Annotated in this window: 20 protein-coding genes; 7 read left to right on the top strand and 13 right to left on the bottom strand. The window is 61.4% G+C overall.

Features of this window, described 5'->3' with window-relative positions; all coding sequences use genetic code 11:
- Window positions 1-11: 11 nt before the first annotated feature.
- A complete protein-coding gene (locus CFI11_RS00835) occupies window positions 12-434 on the top strand; it encodes a VOC family protein (protein ID WP_130402128.1) in 423 nt (140 codons plus the stop codon).
- 1 nt (window position 435) lies between these two features.
- Here the strand turns inward: CFI11_RS00835 and CFI11_RS00830 are convergent, their stop codons facing one another.
- Window positions 436-1,038: a LysR substrate-binding domain-containing protein gene (locus CFI11_RS00830; protein WP_130402126.1), complete on the bottom strand. Its 603-nt coding sequence runs from the start codon at window positions 1,036-1,038 to the stop codon at window positions 436-438.
- A gap of 81 nt (window positions 1,039-1,119) precedes the next feature.
- On the opposite strand from CFI11_RS00830, the gene CFI11_RS00825 reads away from it, so the two are divergent.
- The 4 genes from CFI11_RS00825 (at window position 1,120) to CFI11_RS00810 (ending at window position 6,225) form a co-directional block, all read left to right on the top strand.
- Window positions 1,120-1,869: a class II aldolase and adducin N-terminal domain-containing protein gene (locus CFI11_RS00825; RefSeq protein ID WP_130402124.1), complete on the top strand. Its 750-nt coding sequence runs from the start codon at window positions 1,120-1,122 to the stop codon at window positions 1,867-1,869.
- Between the two features lie 91 nt (window positions 1,870-1,960).
- Window positions 1,961-3,121 (top strand): acyl-CoA dehydrogenase family protein, encoded by a 1,161-nt coding sequence (locus tag CFI11_RS00820; RefSeq protein ID WP_130402122.1) that lies wholly within the window; start codon window positions 1,961-1,963, stop codon window positions 3,119-3,121.
- Between the two features lie 285 nt (window positions 3,122-3,406).
- Complete coding sequence (locus CFI11_RS00815) at window positions 3,407-5,440, top strand: acetate--CoA ligase family protein (protein WP_130402120.1); 2,034 nt, start codon at window positions 3,407-3,409, stop codon at window positions 5,438-5,440.
- On the top strand, window positions 5,437-6,225 hold the full coding sequence (locus CFI11_RS00810; RefSeq protein ID WP_130402118.1) for a carnitinyl-CoA dehydratase: 789 nt from the start codon (window positions 5,437-5,439) through the stop codon (window positions 6,223-6,225). Before CFI11_RS00815 ends, CFI11_RS00810 begins: the two co-directional genes overlap by 4 nt.
- A gap of 67 nt (window positions 6,226-6,292) precedes the next feature.
- Here the strand turns inward: CFI11_RS00810 and CFI11_RS00805 are convergent, their stop codons facing one another.
- The 7 genes from CFI11_RS00805 to paaA all read right to left on the bottom strand — a co-directional run bounded on the left by CFI11_RS00805 (window position 6,293) and on the right by paaA (window position 10,957).
- On the bottom strand, window positions 6,293-6,922 hold the full coding sequence (locus tag CFI11_RS00805; protein WP_130402116.1) for a class I SAM-dependent methyltransferase: 630 nt from the start codon (window positions 6,920-6,922) through the stop codon (window positions 6,293-6,295).
- Window positions 6,923-6,953: 31 nt separating this feature from the next.
- Entirely contained in the window at window positions 6,954-8,003 is a 1,050-nt protein-coding gene (locus CFI11_RS00800) for a 2Fe-2S iron-sulfur cluster-binding protein (protein ID WP_130402114.1), read from the bottom strand.
- Window positions 8,003-8,383 (bottom strand): nuclear transport factor 2 family protein, encoded by a 381-nt coding sequence (locus CFI11_RS00795; RefSeq protein WP_130402112.1) that lies wholly within the window; start codon window positions 8,381-8,383, stop codon window positions 8,003-8,005. The genes CFI11_RS00800 and CFI11_RS00795 overlap by 1 nt, the downstream gene beginning before the upstream one ends.
- A gap of 9 nt (window positions 8,384-8,392) precedes the next feature.
- Window positions 8,393-8,890 (bottom strand): 1,2-phenylacetyl-CoA epoxidase subunit PaaD, encoded by a 498-nt coding sequence (gene paaD / locus CFI11_RS00790; RefSeq protein ID WP_130402110.1) that lies wholly within the window; start codon window positions 8,888-8,890, stop codon window positions 8,393-8,395.
- On the bottom strand, window positions 8,884-9,612 hold the full coding sequence (paaC, locus tag CFI11_RS00785; protein WP_130402108.1) for a 1,2-phenylacetyl-CoA epoxidase subunit PaaC: 729 nt from the start codon (window positions 9,610-9,612) through the stop codon (window positions 8,884-8,886). The genes paaD and paaC overlap by 7 nt, the downstream gene beginning before the upstream one ends.
- Window positions 9,612-9,896, bottom strand: a complete 285-nt coding sequence (gene paaB / locus CFI11_RS00780; RefSeq protein WP_130402106.1) for a 1,2-phenylacetyl-CoA epoxidase subunit PaaB — start codon at window positions 9,894-9,896, stop codon at window positions 9,612-9,614. Before paaB ends, paaC begins: the two co-directional genes overlap by 1 nt.
- Before the next feature lie 77 nt (window positions 9,897-9,973).
- Window positions 9,974-10,957, bottom strand: a complete 984-nt coding sequence (paaA, locus tag CFI11_RS00775; protein ID WP_130402104.1) for a 1,2-phenylacetyl-CoA epoxidase subunit PaaA — start codon at window positions 10,955-10,957, stop codon at window positions 9,974-9,976.
- Window positions 10,958-11,067: 110 nt separating this feature from the next.
- Between paaA and CFI11_RS00770 the strand changes: the two genes are divergently transcribed.
- Window positions 11,068-11,940 (top strand): SDR family oxidoreductase, encoded by an 873-nt coding sequence (locus CFI11_RS00770; RefSeq protein WP_130402102.1) that lies wholly within the window; start codon window positions 11,068-11,070, stop codon window positions 11,938-11,940.
- The gene (locus CFI11_RS00765) at window positions 11,930-12,514 is read left to right on the top strand and encodes an exopolysaccharide biosynthesis protein (RefSeq protein WP_130402100.1); all 585 of its coding nucleotides are present in this window, start codon (window positions 11,930-11,932) and stop codon (window positions 12,512-12,514) included. Before CFI11_RS00770 ends, CFI11_RS00765 begins: the two co-directional genes overlap by 11 nt.
- Here the strand turns inward: CFI11_RS00765 and CFI11_RS00760 are convergent.
- The 5 genes from CFI11_RS00760 to CFI11_RS00740 form a co-directional block, all read right to left on the bottom strand.
- Entirely contained in the window at window positions 12,511-12,924 is a 414-nt protein-coding gene (locus tag CFI11_RS00760; RefSeq protein ID WP_165390154.1) for a nuclear transport factor 2 family protein, read from the bottom strand. The genes CFI11_RS00765 and CFI11_RS00760 overlap by 4 nt on opposite strands.
- Window positions 12,925-12,999: 75 nt before the next feature.
- The gene (gene dxs / locus CFI11_RS00755; protein WP_130402096.1) at window positions 13,000-14,928 is read right to left on the bottom strand and encodes a 1-deoxy-D-xylulose-5-phosphate synthase; all 1,929 of its coding nucleotides are present in this window, start codon (window positions 14,926-14,928) and stop codon (window positions 13,000-13,002) included.
- A gap of 21 nt (window positions 14,929-14,949) precedes the next feature.
- On the bottom strand, window positions 14,950-15,816 hold the full coding sequence (locus CFI11_RS00750) for a polyprenyl synthetase family protein (RefSeq protein WP_130402094.1): 867 nt from the start codon (window positions 15,814-15,816) through the stop codon (window positions 14,950-14,952).
- A 4-nt stretch (window positions 15,817-15,820) separates the two neighbouring features.
- Complete coding sequence (locus CFI11_RS00745) at window positions 15,821-16,063, bottom strand: exodeoxyribonuclease VII small subunit (protein ID WP_130402092.1); 243 nt, start codon at window positions 16,061-16,063, stop codon at window positions 15,821-15,823.
- Window positions 16,063-16,986, bottom strand: coding sequence for a histone deacetylase family protein (locus CFI11_RS00740; RefSeq protein ID WP_130402090.1), 924 nt, complete (start codon window positions 16,984-16,986; stop codon window positions 16,063-16,065). Before CFI11_RS00740 ends, CFI11_RS00745 begins: the two co-directional genes overlap by 1 nt.
- Window positions 16,987-16,995 lie beyond the last annotated feature (9 nt).

Below are 16,995 nucleotides of genomic sequence, written 5' to 3'. Positions count from 1 at the left end.
CAAGCCAGCATATGGACTATGACAACATTGATGCGGATGCACTTGGCCGGGGGCTGAGCGGGTTAGGTTTGAACCTTCTTGTTCGGGACGTCAAAAGCCAGGCGCTCTTTCTGACGACCGTTTTTGACATGACCTGCCATCAGGTGACCGCCGACTTCGCCATCGTGCGCTATGGCACGCAAGTCTTCCAGCTTCACAGCGACGGCACGTATCATGCAAACCCCTTGCTCAGCCTTCTGCCAGAGACACCGCCACGCGGCGCCGGTATCGAGCTTCGCCTCTATGACACAGATCCCGAAGTTGCGGTCGAACGGGCCAAGGCGGTCGGCGCCACGATCCTGCAGAAGCCGACGGACAAGCCACATGGCCTGCGCGAAGCCTATATTCTTTGCAAAAATGGCTATGCCTGGGTCCCGTCACGACCCAAATCCTAGGTCAACCCGCTCTTTGATCGTCAACGGCCATCTCGTCCTTCAGCCAGGACACGAAGCGCCGGGCCGGCTCTGACTGCTCACCCTCGGGCGACAGGATCAGATAATAGGCTTCCGGCATCTGGGCGCGATATTCGAACGGAGCGGTCAGCCGCCCCTCTTCGATCAGATGTTTGGCGATCAGATCATGCGCAAGCGCCAAGCCACCCCCGGATGCGGCGATTGCCATCGTGACGGAAAATGTCGTGGCATAGGTGACAGGCGGGTCAGTCCAGTCGAGCGCCTGCTCTTCCGCCCATTGGGACCAGTTGCCCAGAAGGTTGGTGCAGTGAAACAGCGGGTGTTCCGCAAGTGTTTCCAACGTGGCCCGATAACCCGGCGCGCAAACAGGGTAGTAGTGCCCGCGGTGGATACATTCAGCCCGGAGGCCATCTGGTGGCCGCAACCCATATCGAATTTCCACTTCCGCGCCCTCGGCCATCAACCGGGGCTCCCACAACTCGGTCGAGATGTTCAGTCTGACATCCGGATGCGCGCGGCGCAGCCTCGAACGCGCGCAGCCAGCCGAGCGGGGGCAAACCCTGGTCCAATTGCATAACCTTTTCATTAGCTCAGCTTATGCAATGCCCCCGATTTTTTCGTTGGTCAATCAGACAGACGACAGGCAACCTTGGCCTAGGAGGACCCGATGACAGAGCAACGACCCAACCTGGATCACTGGCCTCAAAGAGTGGATCTGGCCGCAGCATTCCGATGGACGGCACGGCTGAACATGCACGAGGCTGTGGCAAACCATTTCTCTCTCGCCATCAACGACGATGGCACGCGGTTCCTGATGAACCCGAACCAGATGCATTTCGCCCGCATCAAGGCCAGCGATCTTATAGTGGTTGATGCAAACGATCCCTCGACCCTCGAAGGACCAGATGCACCGGATCCCACGGCTTGGGGACTGCACGGCGGGCTTCATCGTCATTGTTCGCATGCTCGCTGTGCCATGCACGTGCATTCGCCCTATGCAACCGCGCTTGCCGCCCTTGCCGACAGCCGCCTTCCGCCCGTCGATCAGAACGCGTGCACCTTTTTCAATCGCTATGTCGTTGACGACAGTTATGGCGGGCTGGCCTTCGAAGAAGAGGGAGAGCGCTGCGCGCGCCTTTTCGATGATCCCAAAAAGAAGGTGATGATCATGGGCAATCACGGCGTGATGGTGATCGGGGACACGGTCGCGGATACGTTCAATCGGCTCTACTATTTCGAGAGGGCCTGCCAGACTTACATCCTTGCCCTTCAAACCGGCCAACCCTTGCGCCTCCTTTCGGACGAGATCGCCGAGAAGACGGCGCAAGAGCTTGAAACCTACCCAGAGCAGGATGCACGGCATCTGACCGAGCTGAAGGCCATCCTTGATGAGGAGGGATCAAGTTATGCGCAGTAAGGCGGATCATCCGGAACCCGGATGCGTTCTCTGAGCTCGCCCGCATTCATTTTGCAGCGCGCCTGATGGCTGAAAGAAAGATCTGACCCTCATGCAATATGGACTGAGTGACGAACAGGAGATGATCGTCTCCACCGTGCGAAGTTTTGTGGAAAAGGAGATTTACCCGCACGAAGACCTGGTTGAGCGAACCGGTGCCGTTCCAAAAGAAATCGCGCAAGAAATCAAACGCAAGACGATTGAGCTGGGGTTTTACGCCTGTAATTTCCCCGAAAGCGTGGGCTGCGCCGGGTTGAGCCATCTGGAATTCGCGCTGGTGGAGCGGGAACTGGGGCGTGGGTCCATGGCGCTTAACCATTTCTTCGGGCGACCTCAGAACATCCTGATGGCCTGTGAAGGGGAGCAGGTGGACCGCTACCTGATGCCAGCCGTGCACGGCGAGAAGATGGATGCGTTGGCGATGACCGAACCGGGCGCGGGTTCGGATGTCAGGGGCATGAAATGCGCGGCCATCCGGGATGGCGGCGACTGGGTTGTGAACGGAACCAAGCACTTCATCTCGGGCGCGGAACATGCCGACTTCGTCATTGTGTTCATCGCAACCGGGGAAGATCAGACACCGAAAGGACCCAAAAAACGGATCACGGCGTTTCTGGTGGATCGCGGCACACCGGGCTTCACGATCCGGGATGGTTATAAATCAGTCAGTCATCGGGGCTATCAGAACATGATCCTCGAATTCGACGATTGCCGATTGCCGGATACGCAGGTGCTGGGCGAGGTCGATGGCGGGTTCGAGGTTATGAACACCTGGCTTTATGCCACGCGGATCACGGTTGCGGCCATGTGCGTCGGGCGGGCGCGCAGGACATTTGACTATGCCCTGGATTACGCGGCCACGCGGGAACAGTTCGGTCAGAAGATCGGAAAGTTCCAGGGGGTCAGTTTTCAGCTCGCCGATATGGTGACCGAAATCGATGCAGCGGATCTGCTGACGCTTGCATCAGCCGATCGGCTGGACCGGGCGCTGCCCGCCAACCGGGAGATTGCATCGGCCAAGCTTTATGCTTCTGAAATGCTGGCGCGGGTAACGGATGCGGCGATCCAGCTGCATGGCGGCATGGGTCTGATGGATGATTATCCGCTTGAGCGGTTCTGGCGCGATGCAAGGGTTGAAAGGATCTGGGACGGCACGTCGGAAATTCAGCGCCATATCATCTCACGCGACCTGTTGCGGGCATTGGGCGCATGAACCTGTTTCGAATGGGCTGCGCCCATCCGACCGATGCGAGGGGCCAGCCCCTCGCGCTCCCCGGGATATTTTTGACCCAAAGAAGAACGGGATGCGTTAGCGAAAGCTCAACCAAATTCCACGAGAAGAGAACACGCGGTACAGGCGGGGACGCCGATGGCCGCACCCGAATAAGCCCCGCGTCTGCCATGGGCGGCGCGGGGTGGATCGGAAAAATGATCTCCTGCTTCTTTGGGTCGGAGATATCCCCGCCGGAGGCAAGAAAACCAAAAGCAAGCACGTTTCATGCAGCGTGACCTGTCCCGCCTTTTGCGTCCGCGGCATCTGGCGGTGGTCGGCGGCGGCGCCTGGTGCAGGTCGGTCATCGCGCAGGCGGAACGGTTCGGCTTTGAGGGTGCACTCTGGCCCGTGCATCCGAAGGCGGATGCGATTGCAGGTCACCCGGCTTTCCCGTCGGTCGAGGCGCTTCCCGAGGGCCCGGATGCGGCCTTTATCGGCGTCAACCGGCAGGCCACACCGGATATCGCGCAGGGGCTGGCAAGGCGGGGCGGAGGCGGAGCGGTCTGTTTCGCGTCCGGTTTCTCCGAAGCGCAAGCCGAAGACGCCGAAGGCGCGGGCCTGCAGGCCCGGCTTGTCGCGGCCGCCGGGGCCATGCCAGTGCTGGGACCGAATTGCTATGGGTTTATCAATGCACTCGACGGCGCGCTGATCTGGCCCGATCAACATGGCTGCAAACGGGTGGAGCGTGGGGTGGCCATCCTTGCGCAATCGTCAAATATCGCGATCAATCTGACCATGCAGCGTCGGGCACTTCCCATCGGCTATGTCGTGACCTGCGGAAACATGGCGCAAACCAGTCAGGCTGAGATCGCGCGGGCGCTGCTCGACGATCCACGCGTCACGGCGCTGGGTCTTCATGTCGAGGGGTTTGGTGATCTGCGGCAATGGGAAGATCTGGCTAGGGCCGCGCGGGGACGGAATGTGCCCGTTGTCGTGCTCAAGGTTGGTACGTCGGAAGAAGCGCGGGTGGCAACGGTCTCGCATACCGCCTCCCTTGCGGGAAGCGATGCCGGGGCGCAGGCGCTGCTTGACCGACTGGGCTTTGCGCGGGTCGCGGATTTGCCCGCGTTTCTGGAAACGCTGAAGCTGTTGCACGTGACAGGCCCTCTGGCGGCGCGGGGTATCGCGTCGATCAGTTGTTCGGGTGGAGAGGCGAGCCTGGCTGCGGACATGGCGCAGGAGGTCGGCCTGCCTTTTCCGCCGGTCTCGGACGCGCAGAAGCAGGTGCTGCGGGACACTCTGGGACCAATGGTGGCGCTGGCCAATCCGCTTGACTACCACACCTATATCTGGCGCGACACGGAACGGATGGCGCGGGCCTGGGGTGCGATGACCGGGCCCGAGATCGGTTTGACGATGAGCATTGTCGATTATCCCCATACCGACCCCACCGACTGGGCCTGTGCGACCGAAGCCGCGATCCGGGCGCGGCAAGAGACGGGCGCACCCTTTGCAGTCGTGGCCTCCCTGCCGGAACTGATGCCGGAAGGAACGGCAGAGGCGCTGATGGCGAAAGGCGTGGCCCCGCTTTGCGGGCTGCGCGAAGCGTTGGCGGCGGCCTCCGCCGCGGGCAAGCCTACGACGGACGAGAGAGAGCCGCTTCTATTGCCGCACAGGCTGGAACCTGGCGCTGTTTTGAGTGAGGTGGAGGCCAAGAACCGGTTGGCTTCGGCTGATGTCGATGTTCCGATATCGCAAGTGGCGAAAAGCCCGGAGGAGGCCGTCACTGCGGCAGCAAAGATCGGAGGGCCGGTTGCGTTGAAAGGGTTGGGACTGGCCCATAAGTCCGAAGCCGGCGCGGTCCGGCTGGGGCTCGGTCCTCATGAGATCGCGGAGGCGGCAAGGAAGATGCCGGTGCCCGACACTCTGGTGGAGGAGATGATCGAGGGCGGTGTCGCGGAATTGCTGGTCGGCGTCACCTGCGATCCGGCACATGGCTTTGTCCTGACGCTTGGCGCCGGCGGTGTGCTGACGGAGCTTCTGCAGGACAGCGTCTCTCTCTTGATCCCCGCCACGCGTCAGGACATTGCGAACGCTTTGGACCGCCTGCGCTGCAGCTTGTTGCTGAACGGCTACCGTGGTCGGCCCGCGGCAGATCGGGCGGCTGTCCTGGATGCGGTGGAGGCGCTGCAACATTGGGTGATCGCCCATGCAGACGAGATATGCGAGGTCGAGATCAATCCGCTGATCTGCACGCCCGAGCGGGCGGTGGCGGCTGATGCGCTGATCCGGCTGACACAGGAGGAGACCAAGAGATGAGTGATCCCAATCCGATCCGAACGCAAAGGGACGGGGCCGTGCTGGAGGTCACGCTGGATCGGCCCAAGGCCAATGCGATCGACCTGAAAACCTCGCGGATTATGGGAGATATCTTCGCTGAATTCCGGGATGACCCGGACCTCCGCGTGGCGCTCCTGACTGCGGAGGGAGAGAAGTTCTTTTGCCCCGGTTGGGACTTGAAGGCTGCAGCAGAAAGTGACGCAGTGGACGGCGACTACGGCGTGGGAGGCTTTGGCGGACTGCAGGAATTGCGGGACATGAACAAGCCGGTGATCGTGGCGGTCAACGGGATTGCCTGTGGCGGCGGGTTGGAGCTGGCGTTGAGCGGGGACATGATCCTTGCTGCGGATCACGCCAGCTTTGCCCTACCGGAGATCCGATCCGGCACCGTGGCAGACGCGGCAAGCGTAAAGCTGCCCAAGCGCATCCCCTATCACATCGCTATGGAGCTATTGCTGACCGGGCGCTGGTTCGATGCCGAAGAGGCCCATCGCTGGGGCCTGGTGAACGAGGTTGTCTCCGCCGCGAACCTGATGAACCGGGCACGCGAGCTTGCGCAGTTAATCGCGAGTGGTCCGCCACTTGTCTACGCGGCGATAAAGGAAATCGTGCGGGATGCGGAAGACGCCAAGTTTCAGGACGCAATGAACCGGATCACGCAAAGGAAGCTGCGCACGGTGGATGTGCTTTATGCCAGCGAAGATCAGCTGGAGGGCGCCCGGGCCTTTGCCGAGAAACGGGACCCCGTTTGGAAAGGGCGATGAGTGCTAGGGGGCCAGCCCCCATCCGCCGTTGGCGGATTCCCCCAGGGTATTTTTGACCCAAAGAAGATCAGCGCTTGCGAAAGCATGCTACGTAAGCCGTGTCGCTCCGATGCGGTCCGCTGGCCTTGGGGCCATAGATGGGGCATTCGGACAGGGATATGTCGGCCAGCTCGTCTGACAACGCGTCCAGCTTGGCAGCAAAACCGGCCGCATCGAAATGCCGGGTATTGATCGACAAAGCGAACTGCGCACCGGGGCGGGCAACGCGGAGAAGCTCGTCAAAAACCTCCGGGCCGACATGCCCGGTGGTGAAGGTGCCAGAGGAGGTAAGACCGGCATAGCCATTGTCGGGAAACGGAAGTCCCTGGGTCAGGTCAGCCTCGATCAGGTCACGGTAGATATCCTTGCGCGCGGCTTCGGCAAGCATCTCGGCACTGATATCAGTGGCGTCGATTGGGCTTATGCCATGCGCCGCCAAGGCAGCACCACAGAGGCCAGTGCCCGCTCCGACATCAAGGATGGGGCCGGTTGCGCCGGTCTTGGCAAAAAGGCGGGCGGTATGCAGGTGAAGCTGGTAATCTTCGGCATCAGCGAACCCCTGATCGTAGTCAGTGGCCCAATCGGCATAGAGCTTTCGCGAACCTGCTGGCGTTCGCAACGCGTAGGCGGCAGAGAGATCCGGTCTGTCTTTGGACATAGCCGTAGCAAATCGCATTCGAGCGGGACGATCAAGCCGCGTCGAAATCCAGCACCAGCGTTTCGGATGTGGGCCGGGCCTGACAGGCGAGGGTAAAGCCGGCCTCCATCTCCCATGGTTCGAGCGAGTAGTTCACGGCCATCTCGGCGCTGCCTTCGGCCACCTTGCAGCGGCAGGTACAGCACATGCCGCCCTTGCAGGAAAACGGCAGTTCCAGACCCTGGCGCGCGGCAGCGTCGAGAACGGTGTCGTCCTGGGCCTCCACCTGAAATTGGCGCCGGGCGCCGTCGAGTACCACCGTGACCGCCACGCCGCTTTGTGCGGCAATCTCGGCCTCGGCCGATTTCGGGGCACGCGGGGTCTCTCCCGCCTGGGTGAAACGCTCGAAATGCACCTTGTCAGAGTTGATGTCGACGTTGGCCAAAGCGGCACTGACATCATCGATCATCTCCCCCGGACCGCAAAGGAAGATACCGTCGGCACCGTCCAGATCGACTGCGCCAGCACGGGCAAGGGTGGTTACCTTCTCGCCGCTCACCCGGCCATTCAGCAGCGCAACATCCTGGGGTTCGCGGCTTAGCACATGGATCAGGGTGAACCGCTCCAGATAGCGATCCTTCAGCGCGTCCAGCGTGTCGCGGAACATGATGCTGCCAGTGGTCCGATTGCCATAGATCAGGGTCACCTCGGCCCCCCGGACCAGCGCGTCCGACGCAATGGAGATTATCGGCGTGATACCCGATCCCGCAGCGATCAAGACCAGCTTTTCCTCGTCCTTGGTGACAAAGCGCCCCTCCGGCGGCATCACCTGTAGGGTCTCACCCGGCTTCAGGCTTTGTGCAAAGGGAGAGAACGCACCCCCCTCCACCGCCTTAACCCCGACGCACAGCGCTTCCCCCGGAAGGCTGGCGATGGAATAGGACCGGCGCATGTCCTCCCCCCCGACATCTGCCCGCAGGGTGAGGTATTGGCCGGGCTCGTAAGCGAAAGTGTCTGCCAAAGCATCCGGCACATCAAAGCGAAGGGCCACGGCATCATCAGTCAAACGGTCAACGGCAGAGAGGGTCAGAGCGTGGAACATCAAGATTGTCCTTCCGGCGGATCGGCATGGAACAGCTTGGACGTAATCAGCCACCCATCCTTGGTCTTCACGAAATGGAAATCGTTGACGAAGGACATCCCGAAAAGGTTGCTCTCCGCCACACGCGCACAGGCTGTCATACCAGTGACCTCCACGCTCAGCAGGGCGCTTTGATAATCCGGCGACACTTCGTTGGCACTCAGATGGTCGTAGAACGGCTCAGGACCGCCGACCATGAGATCGGGACCGAGATAGCCGCTCATCACCGCATTTTCGTGGAAAAGCTGTTTGAGCCCCGCGACATCGCGATTGCGCGTGGCCACGGTATAGGCTGTAGCTACTTGTGCAACAGCGACGGCTTCTGTGATGCGATCAACCATGTTTCGTCCTCAAATGCATTTGAAGTAATCAAACGGCTCCGCACAGGCGGTGCAGCGATACTGCGCCTTGCATGCGGTGGAGCCAAACTCGCTCAGCTTCTCTGTCGCGGTGCTGGCGCAGCGGGGGCAGGGCACCGTCGTTTCGCCGAACAACGCCATTTTCGACCCGCTTGTCTGCTCAGGCGGGGCGATGCCGTAGGCGCGCAGCTTTTCCCGGCCAGCCGCGGTGATCCAATCGGTGGTCCAGGGCGGCGACATCACACGCTCGATCCGGGCGTCGAACCCTGCGTCCCGCAAGGCGGCTTCGATCGCCATTTCGATGGCCAGAACCGCAGGGCATCCGGAATAGGTGGGCGTGACACCCGCCACGGCCACACCGTTTTCCATCCTGAGCCAGCGCAGGATGCCCAGATCCTCCACCGTGACACAGGGCACTTCCGGATCGGGAACACGCGCCGCCGCCGCCCAGGCCCGCGCTTCTTCGAGCGATTGAACCGCTGCTACCATGTCGCGCCCGGATGCGCGCGATGCACCGATTGCATCACCGCCAACATGTGGCCCAGCCCTTCGCCGTGTACGCCCTTGCGCCCTCCGGTCTGCGGATACTGCACCACCGGACGACTGAGCATCGCGTCATCAAACACCCGGTCGATCGTCGCCTCCCATGTGGGTTGCAGAGCCGTGCGATCTGGAAGAGCATGCGTCTCCGCCCCCGGCTCAAAGAGCTCTCCTGTATAAAGATGCAGCGCTTCGACGGCGTTTTTCATGCGTTGCGCGCTGTCCTCCGTCCCGTCGCCCAGCCGGATCACCCATTCCCCGGCATGGCGGATGTGATAGGCCATTTCCTTCACCGCTTTACCCGCGATCCCGACAATAACCTCGTCAGAACTCTTCAAGGCGGCTTGCCAGTACGGCTGCATGAACGCGGCGAAATAAAGTTGCCTCAAAACGGTATGCGCGAAATCCTCATTTGGTCGCTCGCAAAGCAGGAGATTGCGATACTCCCGCTCCCCGCGCAGATAGGCTAGGTCATCCTCATCCCGGCCTGCGCCTTCCAGCTTGCCCGCGTATTCATAAAGGCTGCGCGCCGTACCGATCAGGTCCAGCGCCATATTGGGCAGCGCCAGGTCCTCCTCCAGCATCGGCGCATGGCCGCACCACTCGCTTATCCGGTGGCCCAGAACCAGATGATCGTCGGCCAGCTCCAATACGCCTTCGAAGAGAGACATCACATATGCCCCACGTCTTCAGGAATGTCGTAAAAAGTCGGGTGTCGGTAAATCTTCTCTCCCGTTGGATCGAAGTTCTCCGCGGCCTGATCCGGATCGCTGGCCGTGATCGCGGCCGACGGCACGACCCAGATCGAATTGCCCTCACCGCGCCGGGTATAGACATCCCGCGCCGCCTGCAGGGCCATTACCTCGTCGGTGGCGTGGATCGACCCCACATGTTTGTGTGCCAGCCCGTTTCGGGGCCGGATGAATACTTCCCACAAAGGCACTTCACCGGACATCTCATGCCCTTTCTTCTTTGGGTTAAAAATATCCCGGGGAGCGCGAGGGGCTGGCCCCTCGCTCCCGCAGTCGGATTTTACTCTGCGGCCATTTTTCGCGCGCGCCGTTTCTCTGCATGGGCCAATGCGGCCTCGCGCACCCAGGCGCCGTCATCCCAGGCTTCCTTGCGGGCCTTGATGCGATCCTTGGCCATGGGTCCGTGACCTTTCACAACGCGCCAAAACTCGTCCCAATCGATCGGGCCGTGATCGTAGCCACCCTTTTCATCGTTCCAGCGAAGGTCGGGATCCGGGATCGTCAGGTCCAGATACTCCGCCTGCGGCACCGTCGCGTCGATGAATTTCTGGCGCAACTCGTCATTGGTAAACCGCTTGATCTTCCAGGCCATCGACTGGTCCGAATGCTGGCTGTCCGCGTCATGCGGTCCAAACATCATGATCGAAGGCCACCACCAGCGGTTCAGCGCATCCTGCGCCATTTTCTTTTGCTCCGGCGTGCCCTGCGCCAGTGTCATGACGATTTCATAGCCCTGACGCTGGTGAAAACTCTCTTCCTTGCAAACCCGGATCATCGCTCGTGCGTAGGGTCCGTATGAGCATCGGCAGAGGGGGATCTGGTTCATGATCGCCGCGCCATCAACCAGCCAGCCAATCGTGCCGATATCGGCCCAGGTCAGCGTGGGATAGTTGAAGATCGACGAATATTTCGCCCGCCCATCCAGAAGCTCCTCGGTCATCTGCTCGCGGCTCACGCCCAGCGTTTCCGCCGCCGCGTAGAGGTATAGACCATGCCCGCCCTCATCCTGCACCTTGGCCAGCAACGCCGCCTTGCGCTTCAGGCTTGGTGCACGGGTGATCCAGTTGCCCTCGGGCAGCATGCCCACGATCTCCGAATGGGCATGCTGCCCGATCTGACGAACCAGAGTGCGACGATAGCCTTCGGGCATCGCATCGTTGGGTTCGATTTTTTCCTCAGCGTCGATGCGCTTCTGAAACGCTTCAAGAAATTCCGGCGTCTCTTCCGTGCGCCCGTCGGCGCCGATCAGGCCTTGCGAATACATGGGCTGGGCTCCTCCAAAACCGTTATCGGGAGTATATGTTACGAATATTCATAAGACAACGATTTTTTGTAACACTTGTAATCCCTCTCGTCAGAACCCATCAAAGAGGTATGCATAAAGTGCTGTTCTCATTCGGCCATGGCTATTCGGCTCAGGCATTGTCGCGGTTGCTGCTGCCACGCGGATGGCGTGTGATCGGGACCACGCGGAGCATGGAAAAGGCCGAAGCGTTGCGCAAAACAGGCGTCCGGCCCGTCCTTTTTCCCTCGGTCGACAGCCCCCACGCGCTATACGATGCGACGCACCTGCTTATCTCGGCCGGCCCGACCGAAGCCGGTGACCCGGTTCTGAACGAGGTGCGTGACCATATCATCACCCTCGCCCCGCGCCTGGAATGGGTCGGATATCTCAGCACAACCGGCGTCTACGGCGACCACGACGGGGGTTGGGTGGACGAAAAGACCCCTCTTACCCCCTCCACAAGGCGTGGAAAGTGGCGGAAAGCCGCCGAGGAAGACTGGGCTTCGATCCCCGATTTACCGCTTCACATCTTCCGCCTGGCGGGCATCTACGGGCCGGGGCGCGGGCCGTTTTCCAAAGTGCGCAGGGGCACTGCGCGGCGGATCATCAAACCCGGTCAGGTCTTTTCGCGCATTCATGTTGACGACATCGCCCAGGTTCTCGATGCCTCGATCGCCCGCCCAAATCCCGGCGCGGCCTATAATCTGTGCGACGATGATCCGGCCCCACCGCAGGATGTCATCGCCCATGCCGCAGAGCTTCTTGGCCTGCCCCTGCCCCCGGCAGCGCCTTATGAAGCGGCCGAAATGACGCCCATGGCACGCAGTTTCTATGCTGAGAACAAGCGCGTGAGGAACAACCGCATCAAGGATGAGCTTGGCGTGAAGCTCCTCTATCCAAGCTATCGCGATGGGTTACCCGCCCTTCTGAAGTCCGAGCTGACCGAGGTCGATGAGCACTGACATCGCGCCGCGGTCGCTGAACGATATCCTGGACGCGCTGGATCAGGCTGCGGCAGGAGAGCGCGTGACCGTCGCCGACATACTCGGCGAAGTGGGTGAACGCTCTTTCACGCCCATCATTCTGACCATCTCGGTGATCCTGATTTCCCCGATCTCGGGCATTCCAGGCATGCCGACCTTATCCGCGTTGCTGATCCTTCTGATCGGGGCCCAGGCGCTGATCGGGCGGCGTCACATCTGGTTGCCCGATACCATTCGCCGCCGGAGTGTGAACGCCAAGCGATTGCGCGGCGCGGTCGATTGGCTGCGCAAACCGTGTGCCTGGCTCGATCGCAACGCCCATCGCAGGTTCAGATTGCTGACCCAACAGCCGATGCGGAGTGTCAACTTTGCCGTTTGCGTCGCCATCCCGATGACATGGCCCCTTCTTGAGATCCTGCCAATGGTCACCTCGGTTGGCGCGGCGACGGTTGCCTTGATCTCCTTTGGTCTGTTGACACGCGACGGTCTCTTCGTTGTGCTCGGCTATGCGTGCGCCGGAGCTGTTGCCTTGCTGGTCAGCGGACTGATCTAGACGGCTTCGCGGCAGATCGTTCGAACGCCCAATGCCTCTTCAAGCGCGGCGGTATCTTCGAAGAACCGATAATGCGATATCCGACCGTCCCGAAACTGGGCAAACAGAGCCCATCGACTGCGAAAAAGCGCACCGGTGCGTTTGACCCGATGCTCAAAGCGGCCAGTCGCAAAGCCTTCTGTCGGGTTTTCGTGGACCATGTCGATTTCGAAAAGCTGGGTGTCGAAGGCATCCTTCAAGGCCCCGACAAATCGCATCATTCCATCGTGACCACGGAACGTGCCGTAGATTGGCAAATTCACATCCGGATGCTCCCGAACACCAACAAAGATCGCGTCGGGATCAACAAAGGCTTTCGCCTTCTCCAAATCGCCGAGGTTGCTGAAGAAAGCCGAGATTATGTGGGTCATATGCGTGCTCCGTTTTTGAGGACGCATTCCCTATAGCGGCTGGATCACGCTACAGCTCAACCCGGTTTTTTGGCCTCAAGCGCGTTTTTCGCCGATTGACGCGACACCCAGAACCGAAAGCACCTTTGCTTCGATCTGTTCCGCGCTCATTCCGGCCACGGCGTACATGTCCGCGGGACTGGCCTGATCGATGAAGATATCCGGCAGCACCATGGATCGGTATTTGAGACCCTGATCGAACACCCTTTCATCGGCCAGAAGCTGGGCCACATGGCTGCCGAAACCGCCCACGGCCCCTTCCTCGATGGTGATAAGCGCCTCATGCTCGGCTGCAAGTTGCAGGATCAGGTCGCGATCCAAGGGTTTGGCGAACCTCGCATCCGCCACCGTGGGTGTGATCCCCCGCGCGCCCAGCGCCTCGCAGGCTGTCAGCACCTCTGCCAGACGGGTTCCGAAGGATAAGATCGCCACGCGACCGCCTTCCTGGATCATTCGGCCCTTGCCGATCTCCAGCACTTCGCCCTTCTCCGGCATCTCCACGCCCACGCCTTCCCCGCGGGGAAAGCGGAAGGCAATGGGACCGTCATCATGCGCCGCCGCGGTTGCCACCATATGCACCAGTTCGGCCTCGTCGGCGGCGGCCATCACGGTAAAGCCCGGCAGGTTGGCCAGATAAGCCACGTCATAGCTGCCCGCATGGGTCGCCCCGTCCGCGCCGACAAGCCCAGCACGGTCAATCGGAAACCGCACCGGCAGGCGCTGGATGGCCACGTCGTGAACCACCTGGTCATAGCCCCGCTGCAGGAAGGTCGAATAAAGCGCGCAAAAGGGTTTCATCCCCGCCGCCGCCAGGCCCGCGCTGAAGGTCACGGCGTGCTGTTCGGCAATGCCCACATCGAAACACCGGCTCGGATATCGCTCTGCAAAGAGGTTCAGGCCCGTGCCATCCGGCATCGCCGCTGTGATGGCGCAGACCCTATCGTCTTCCGCGGCCTCTTTCAGCAGGGTATCCGCAAAGACCTTGGTGTAGCTTGGCGCATTCGACGGCGCTTTCTTCTGCTTGCCCGTCACAACATTGAATTTTGCGGTCGCGTGTCCACCATCGCGGGCATGCTCGGCCGGCGCATAACCCTTGCCCTTCTTGGTGATAACATGGATCAGGATCGGCCCCGTCGCCCGCGCCTTCACCGTCCGCAGCACCGGCAGTAGCTGGCCCATATCGTGCCCGTCAATCGGCCCGAGATAGGAAAAACCCAGCTCTTCGAAGAGCGTGCCGCCCACGGCCATGCCTTTCAACATCTCCTTGGCGCGCTTCGCCCCTTCGCGGAACGGCTCTGGCAAAAGCGAAACGGCCCCTTTCGCCGCCGCCTTCAGGTCCTGAAACGGCTGCTCTGCGTAAAGGCGAGATAGATAGGTCGACATCGCCCCTACCGGCGGCGCAATGGACATCTCATTGTCGTTCAGGATCACGATCAGGCGTTTGCCCAGATGCCCGGCATTGTTCATCGCCTCATAGGCCATGCCTGCGCTCATCGCGCCGTCGCCGATCACCGCAATGGCGTCGCCCAGCCCTTCCGGCACTACACCGCCCAGATCGCGGCCCACCGCAAAGCCCAAAGCCGCGCTGATCGAGGTCGAACTATGCGCCGCGCCAAACGGGTCGTAGGGGCTTTCGGAGCGTTTGGTGAACCCGCTCAGCCCGTCCTTCTGACGGATCGTGCGGATCCGGTCACGCCGCCCGGTCAGGATCTTGTGCGGATAGCATTGGTGACTGACATCCCAGATCAGCTTGTCGCGTGGCGTGTCGAAGACCGCGTGCAATGCCACGGTCAACTCCACCACGCCCAGGCCCGCGCCCAGATGCCCTCCCGTTTCGGACACGGCCGAGATCGTTTCGGTCCGCAACTCATGCGCCACCTGTTCAAGCTGCTTGTCCGACAATTGCTTGAGATCTGCGGGCTTCTGGATCATGTCGAGGAGAGGGGTCTTCGGGCGGTCGGTCATCTGCGCCTCCTTCCGGGGCGGTTAGGCATCGCGGGAGATGATAAAGCGCGCCGTGTCCCGCAACGTATCGGCATCAGCGCCGTAAGGGTCCAGCGCGGCGCAGGCCTCGTCCACCAGTTCGGTGGCCTTGCTGCGCGCGCCATCCAGACCCAACAGCGACACGAAGGTGGCTTTGCCCGCATCCGCGTCTTTCTGCAAGCGTTTGCCCGCCTTTTCCGCGTCGCCTTCGACATCCAAGATGTCGTCGGCAATCTGGAAGGCAAGGCCGATGGCCTGCGCATATCGGCGCAGGGGTGCGATGTCAGCCTGCGCCAGACGCGCACCGGCACAGGCCGCCCAGTCGATCAGCGCGCCGGTCTTTCCCGCTTGCAGCGCCGTGATCTGATCCAATGTCAGAGGCGCCTCCGCCGTCTCCGCCGCGATATCCAGCGCCTGACCCAGCACCATTCCCTGTGCACCGCTTGCCTGTGCAAGGCTCAGCGCCAGATCAGCGCGCACATCCGCTCCGCCCACCTCAGGCCGGGCGGAGAGTTCGAATGCAAGGGTTTGCAACGCATCCCCGGCCAGCACGGCCGTGCACTCGTCCCATTCGACATGCACCGTGGGCCGCCCGCGCCTCAGATCGTCATCATCCATGCAGGGCAGATCGTCATGGACCAACGAATAGGCATGCATCGCCTCGATCCCGCAGGCCGGCCAGATCGCGCGTTCAAGGGCGATCCCATGCAACGCAGCACCCTCCAGCACCAGAAAACCGCGCAGGCGTTTGCCGCCTTCGGTAGCATATCGCATCGCGTGGATCACCGGCTCATCCGCCAGCCCTTTCAGGACGTGATCGAAATGCTCCTGAATGCGGCGCGCCGCGTCCGTCAGCCGCTCTTGAAACATGACTTCAAAGCCCGTCGACAGGCTTTGTTCCCGTGGGCTGCCCTTCGGCATCCAGCGTGATCGCAGCAACCTTCTCCTCGGCGCGCTTCAGCTCTTCCTCGCACCGCTTCTTGAGTGCCGCCCCGCGTTCGTAAAGCGCAATAGAGGCGTCCAGCGCGACATCGCCGCGCTCCAGCTGGTCAACAACGCCTTCCAACTCGCGCATCGCCTCTTCAAAACTCATCTCGGATACGGGGCGATCGGTCATCACGCGGCCTTTATCAGTTCTTCTACATGCGCCCGCGCTGATGCGGACAGGGCGTTCAGATCATAGCCGCCCTCCAAAGTCGAGACCACCCGCCCCTCGCACAACTCCGCCGCCAGCTTGCAAAGCTCCGCTGTGACCCAGGCAAAGTCCTCCGTCTCCCAGTTGAGCTGCGCCAACGGATCATCGCGATGTGCGTCAAAGCCCGCCGAAATGATCAGCAATTCCGGTCGGAACGACCGCAGACGCGGGAAAACCTGCGTCTGGTATGCCGCGCGCATCTCCGCGCTTCCGCTCTCTGGCGCGAGCGGAATGTTCAGCACATTGCCATGCGCGCCCGTCTCGTCGGGCCGACCGGAACCGGGCCAGAGCGGCATCTGCTGCGACGTGATGACCAACGCGCGCGGCTCGTTCCAGAGCAGGTCTTGCGTGCCGTTTCCATGATGCACGTCGAAATCCACAACCGCCACCCGGTCAAGCTCGTGAAACTCCAGTGCATGCTTGGCCGCCAAGGCTGCATTTCCAAAGAGGCAAAAGCCCATCGCCGTATCCGTCTCGGCATGGTGTCCCGGCGGACGCACAGCGGCAAAAGCATTCGGCACCTCACCGCCAAGCACCATATCCACGGCCTTCACCGCCGCCCCCGCCGCGCGAAAGGCAGCATCGAGCGAACCTGGTGACATCCACGTATCCGCGTCGATCTGGGCAAAGCGGTTTTCCGGCAGCCGCTTGCGCAAACCGTCAAGATAGCTCTGCGGGTGGATGCGAAGGATATCGTCATCCGCCGCCATCGGAGCGGTCACCTTCTTCAAATTCAACGGCTCCAATGCGTGCAGGACATGTTCAAGGCGCGCCACCCGTTCGGGATGTCCGTCCGGCGTGACGTGACGCAGACAATCTGCGTGCGTGATCAAAGCTGTTGCCATGTCCCCCTC

This window comes from Thalassococcus sp. S3 (assembly GCF_004216475.1).
Taxonomy (GTDB): Bacteria; Pseudomonadota; Alphaproteobacteria; order Rhodobacterales; family Rhodobacteraceae.
The sequence above is the reverse complement of the archived record's forward strand: the minus strand, read 5'-3'. Positions and strand labels throughout refer to the sequence as shown.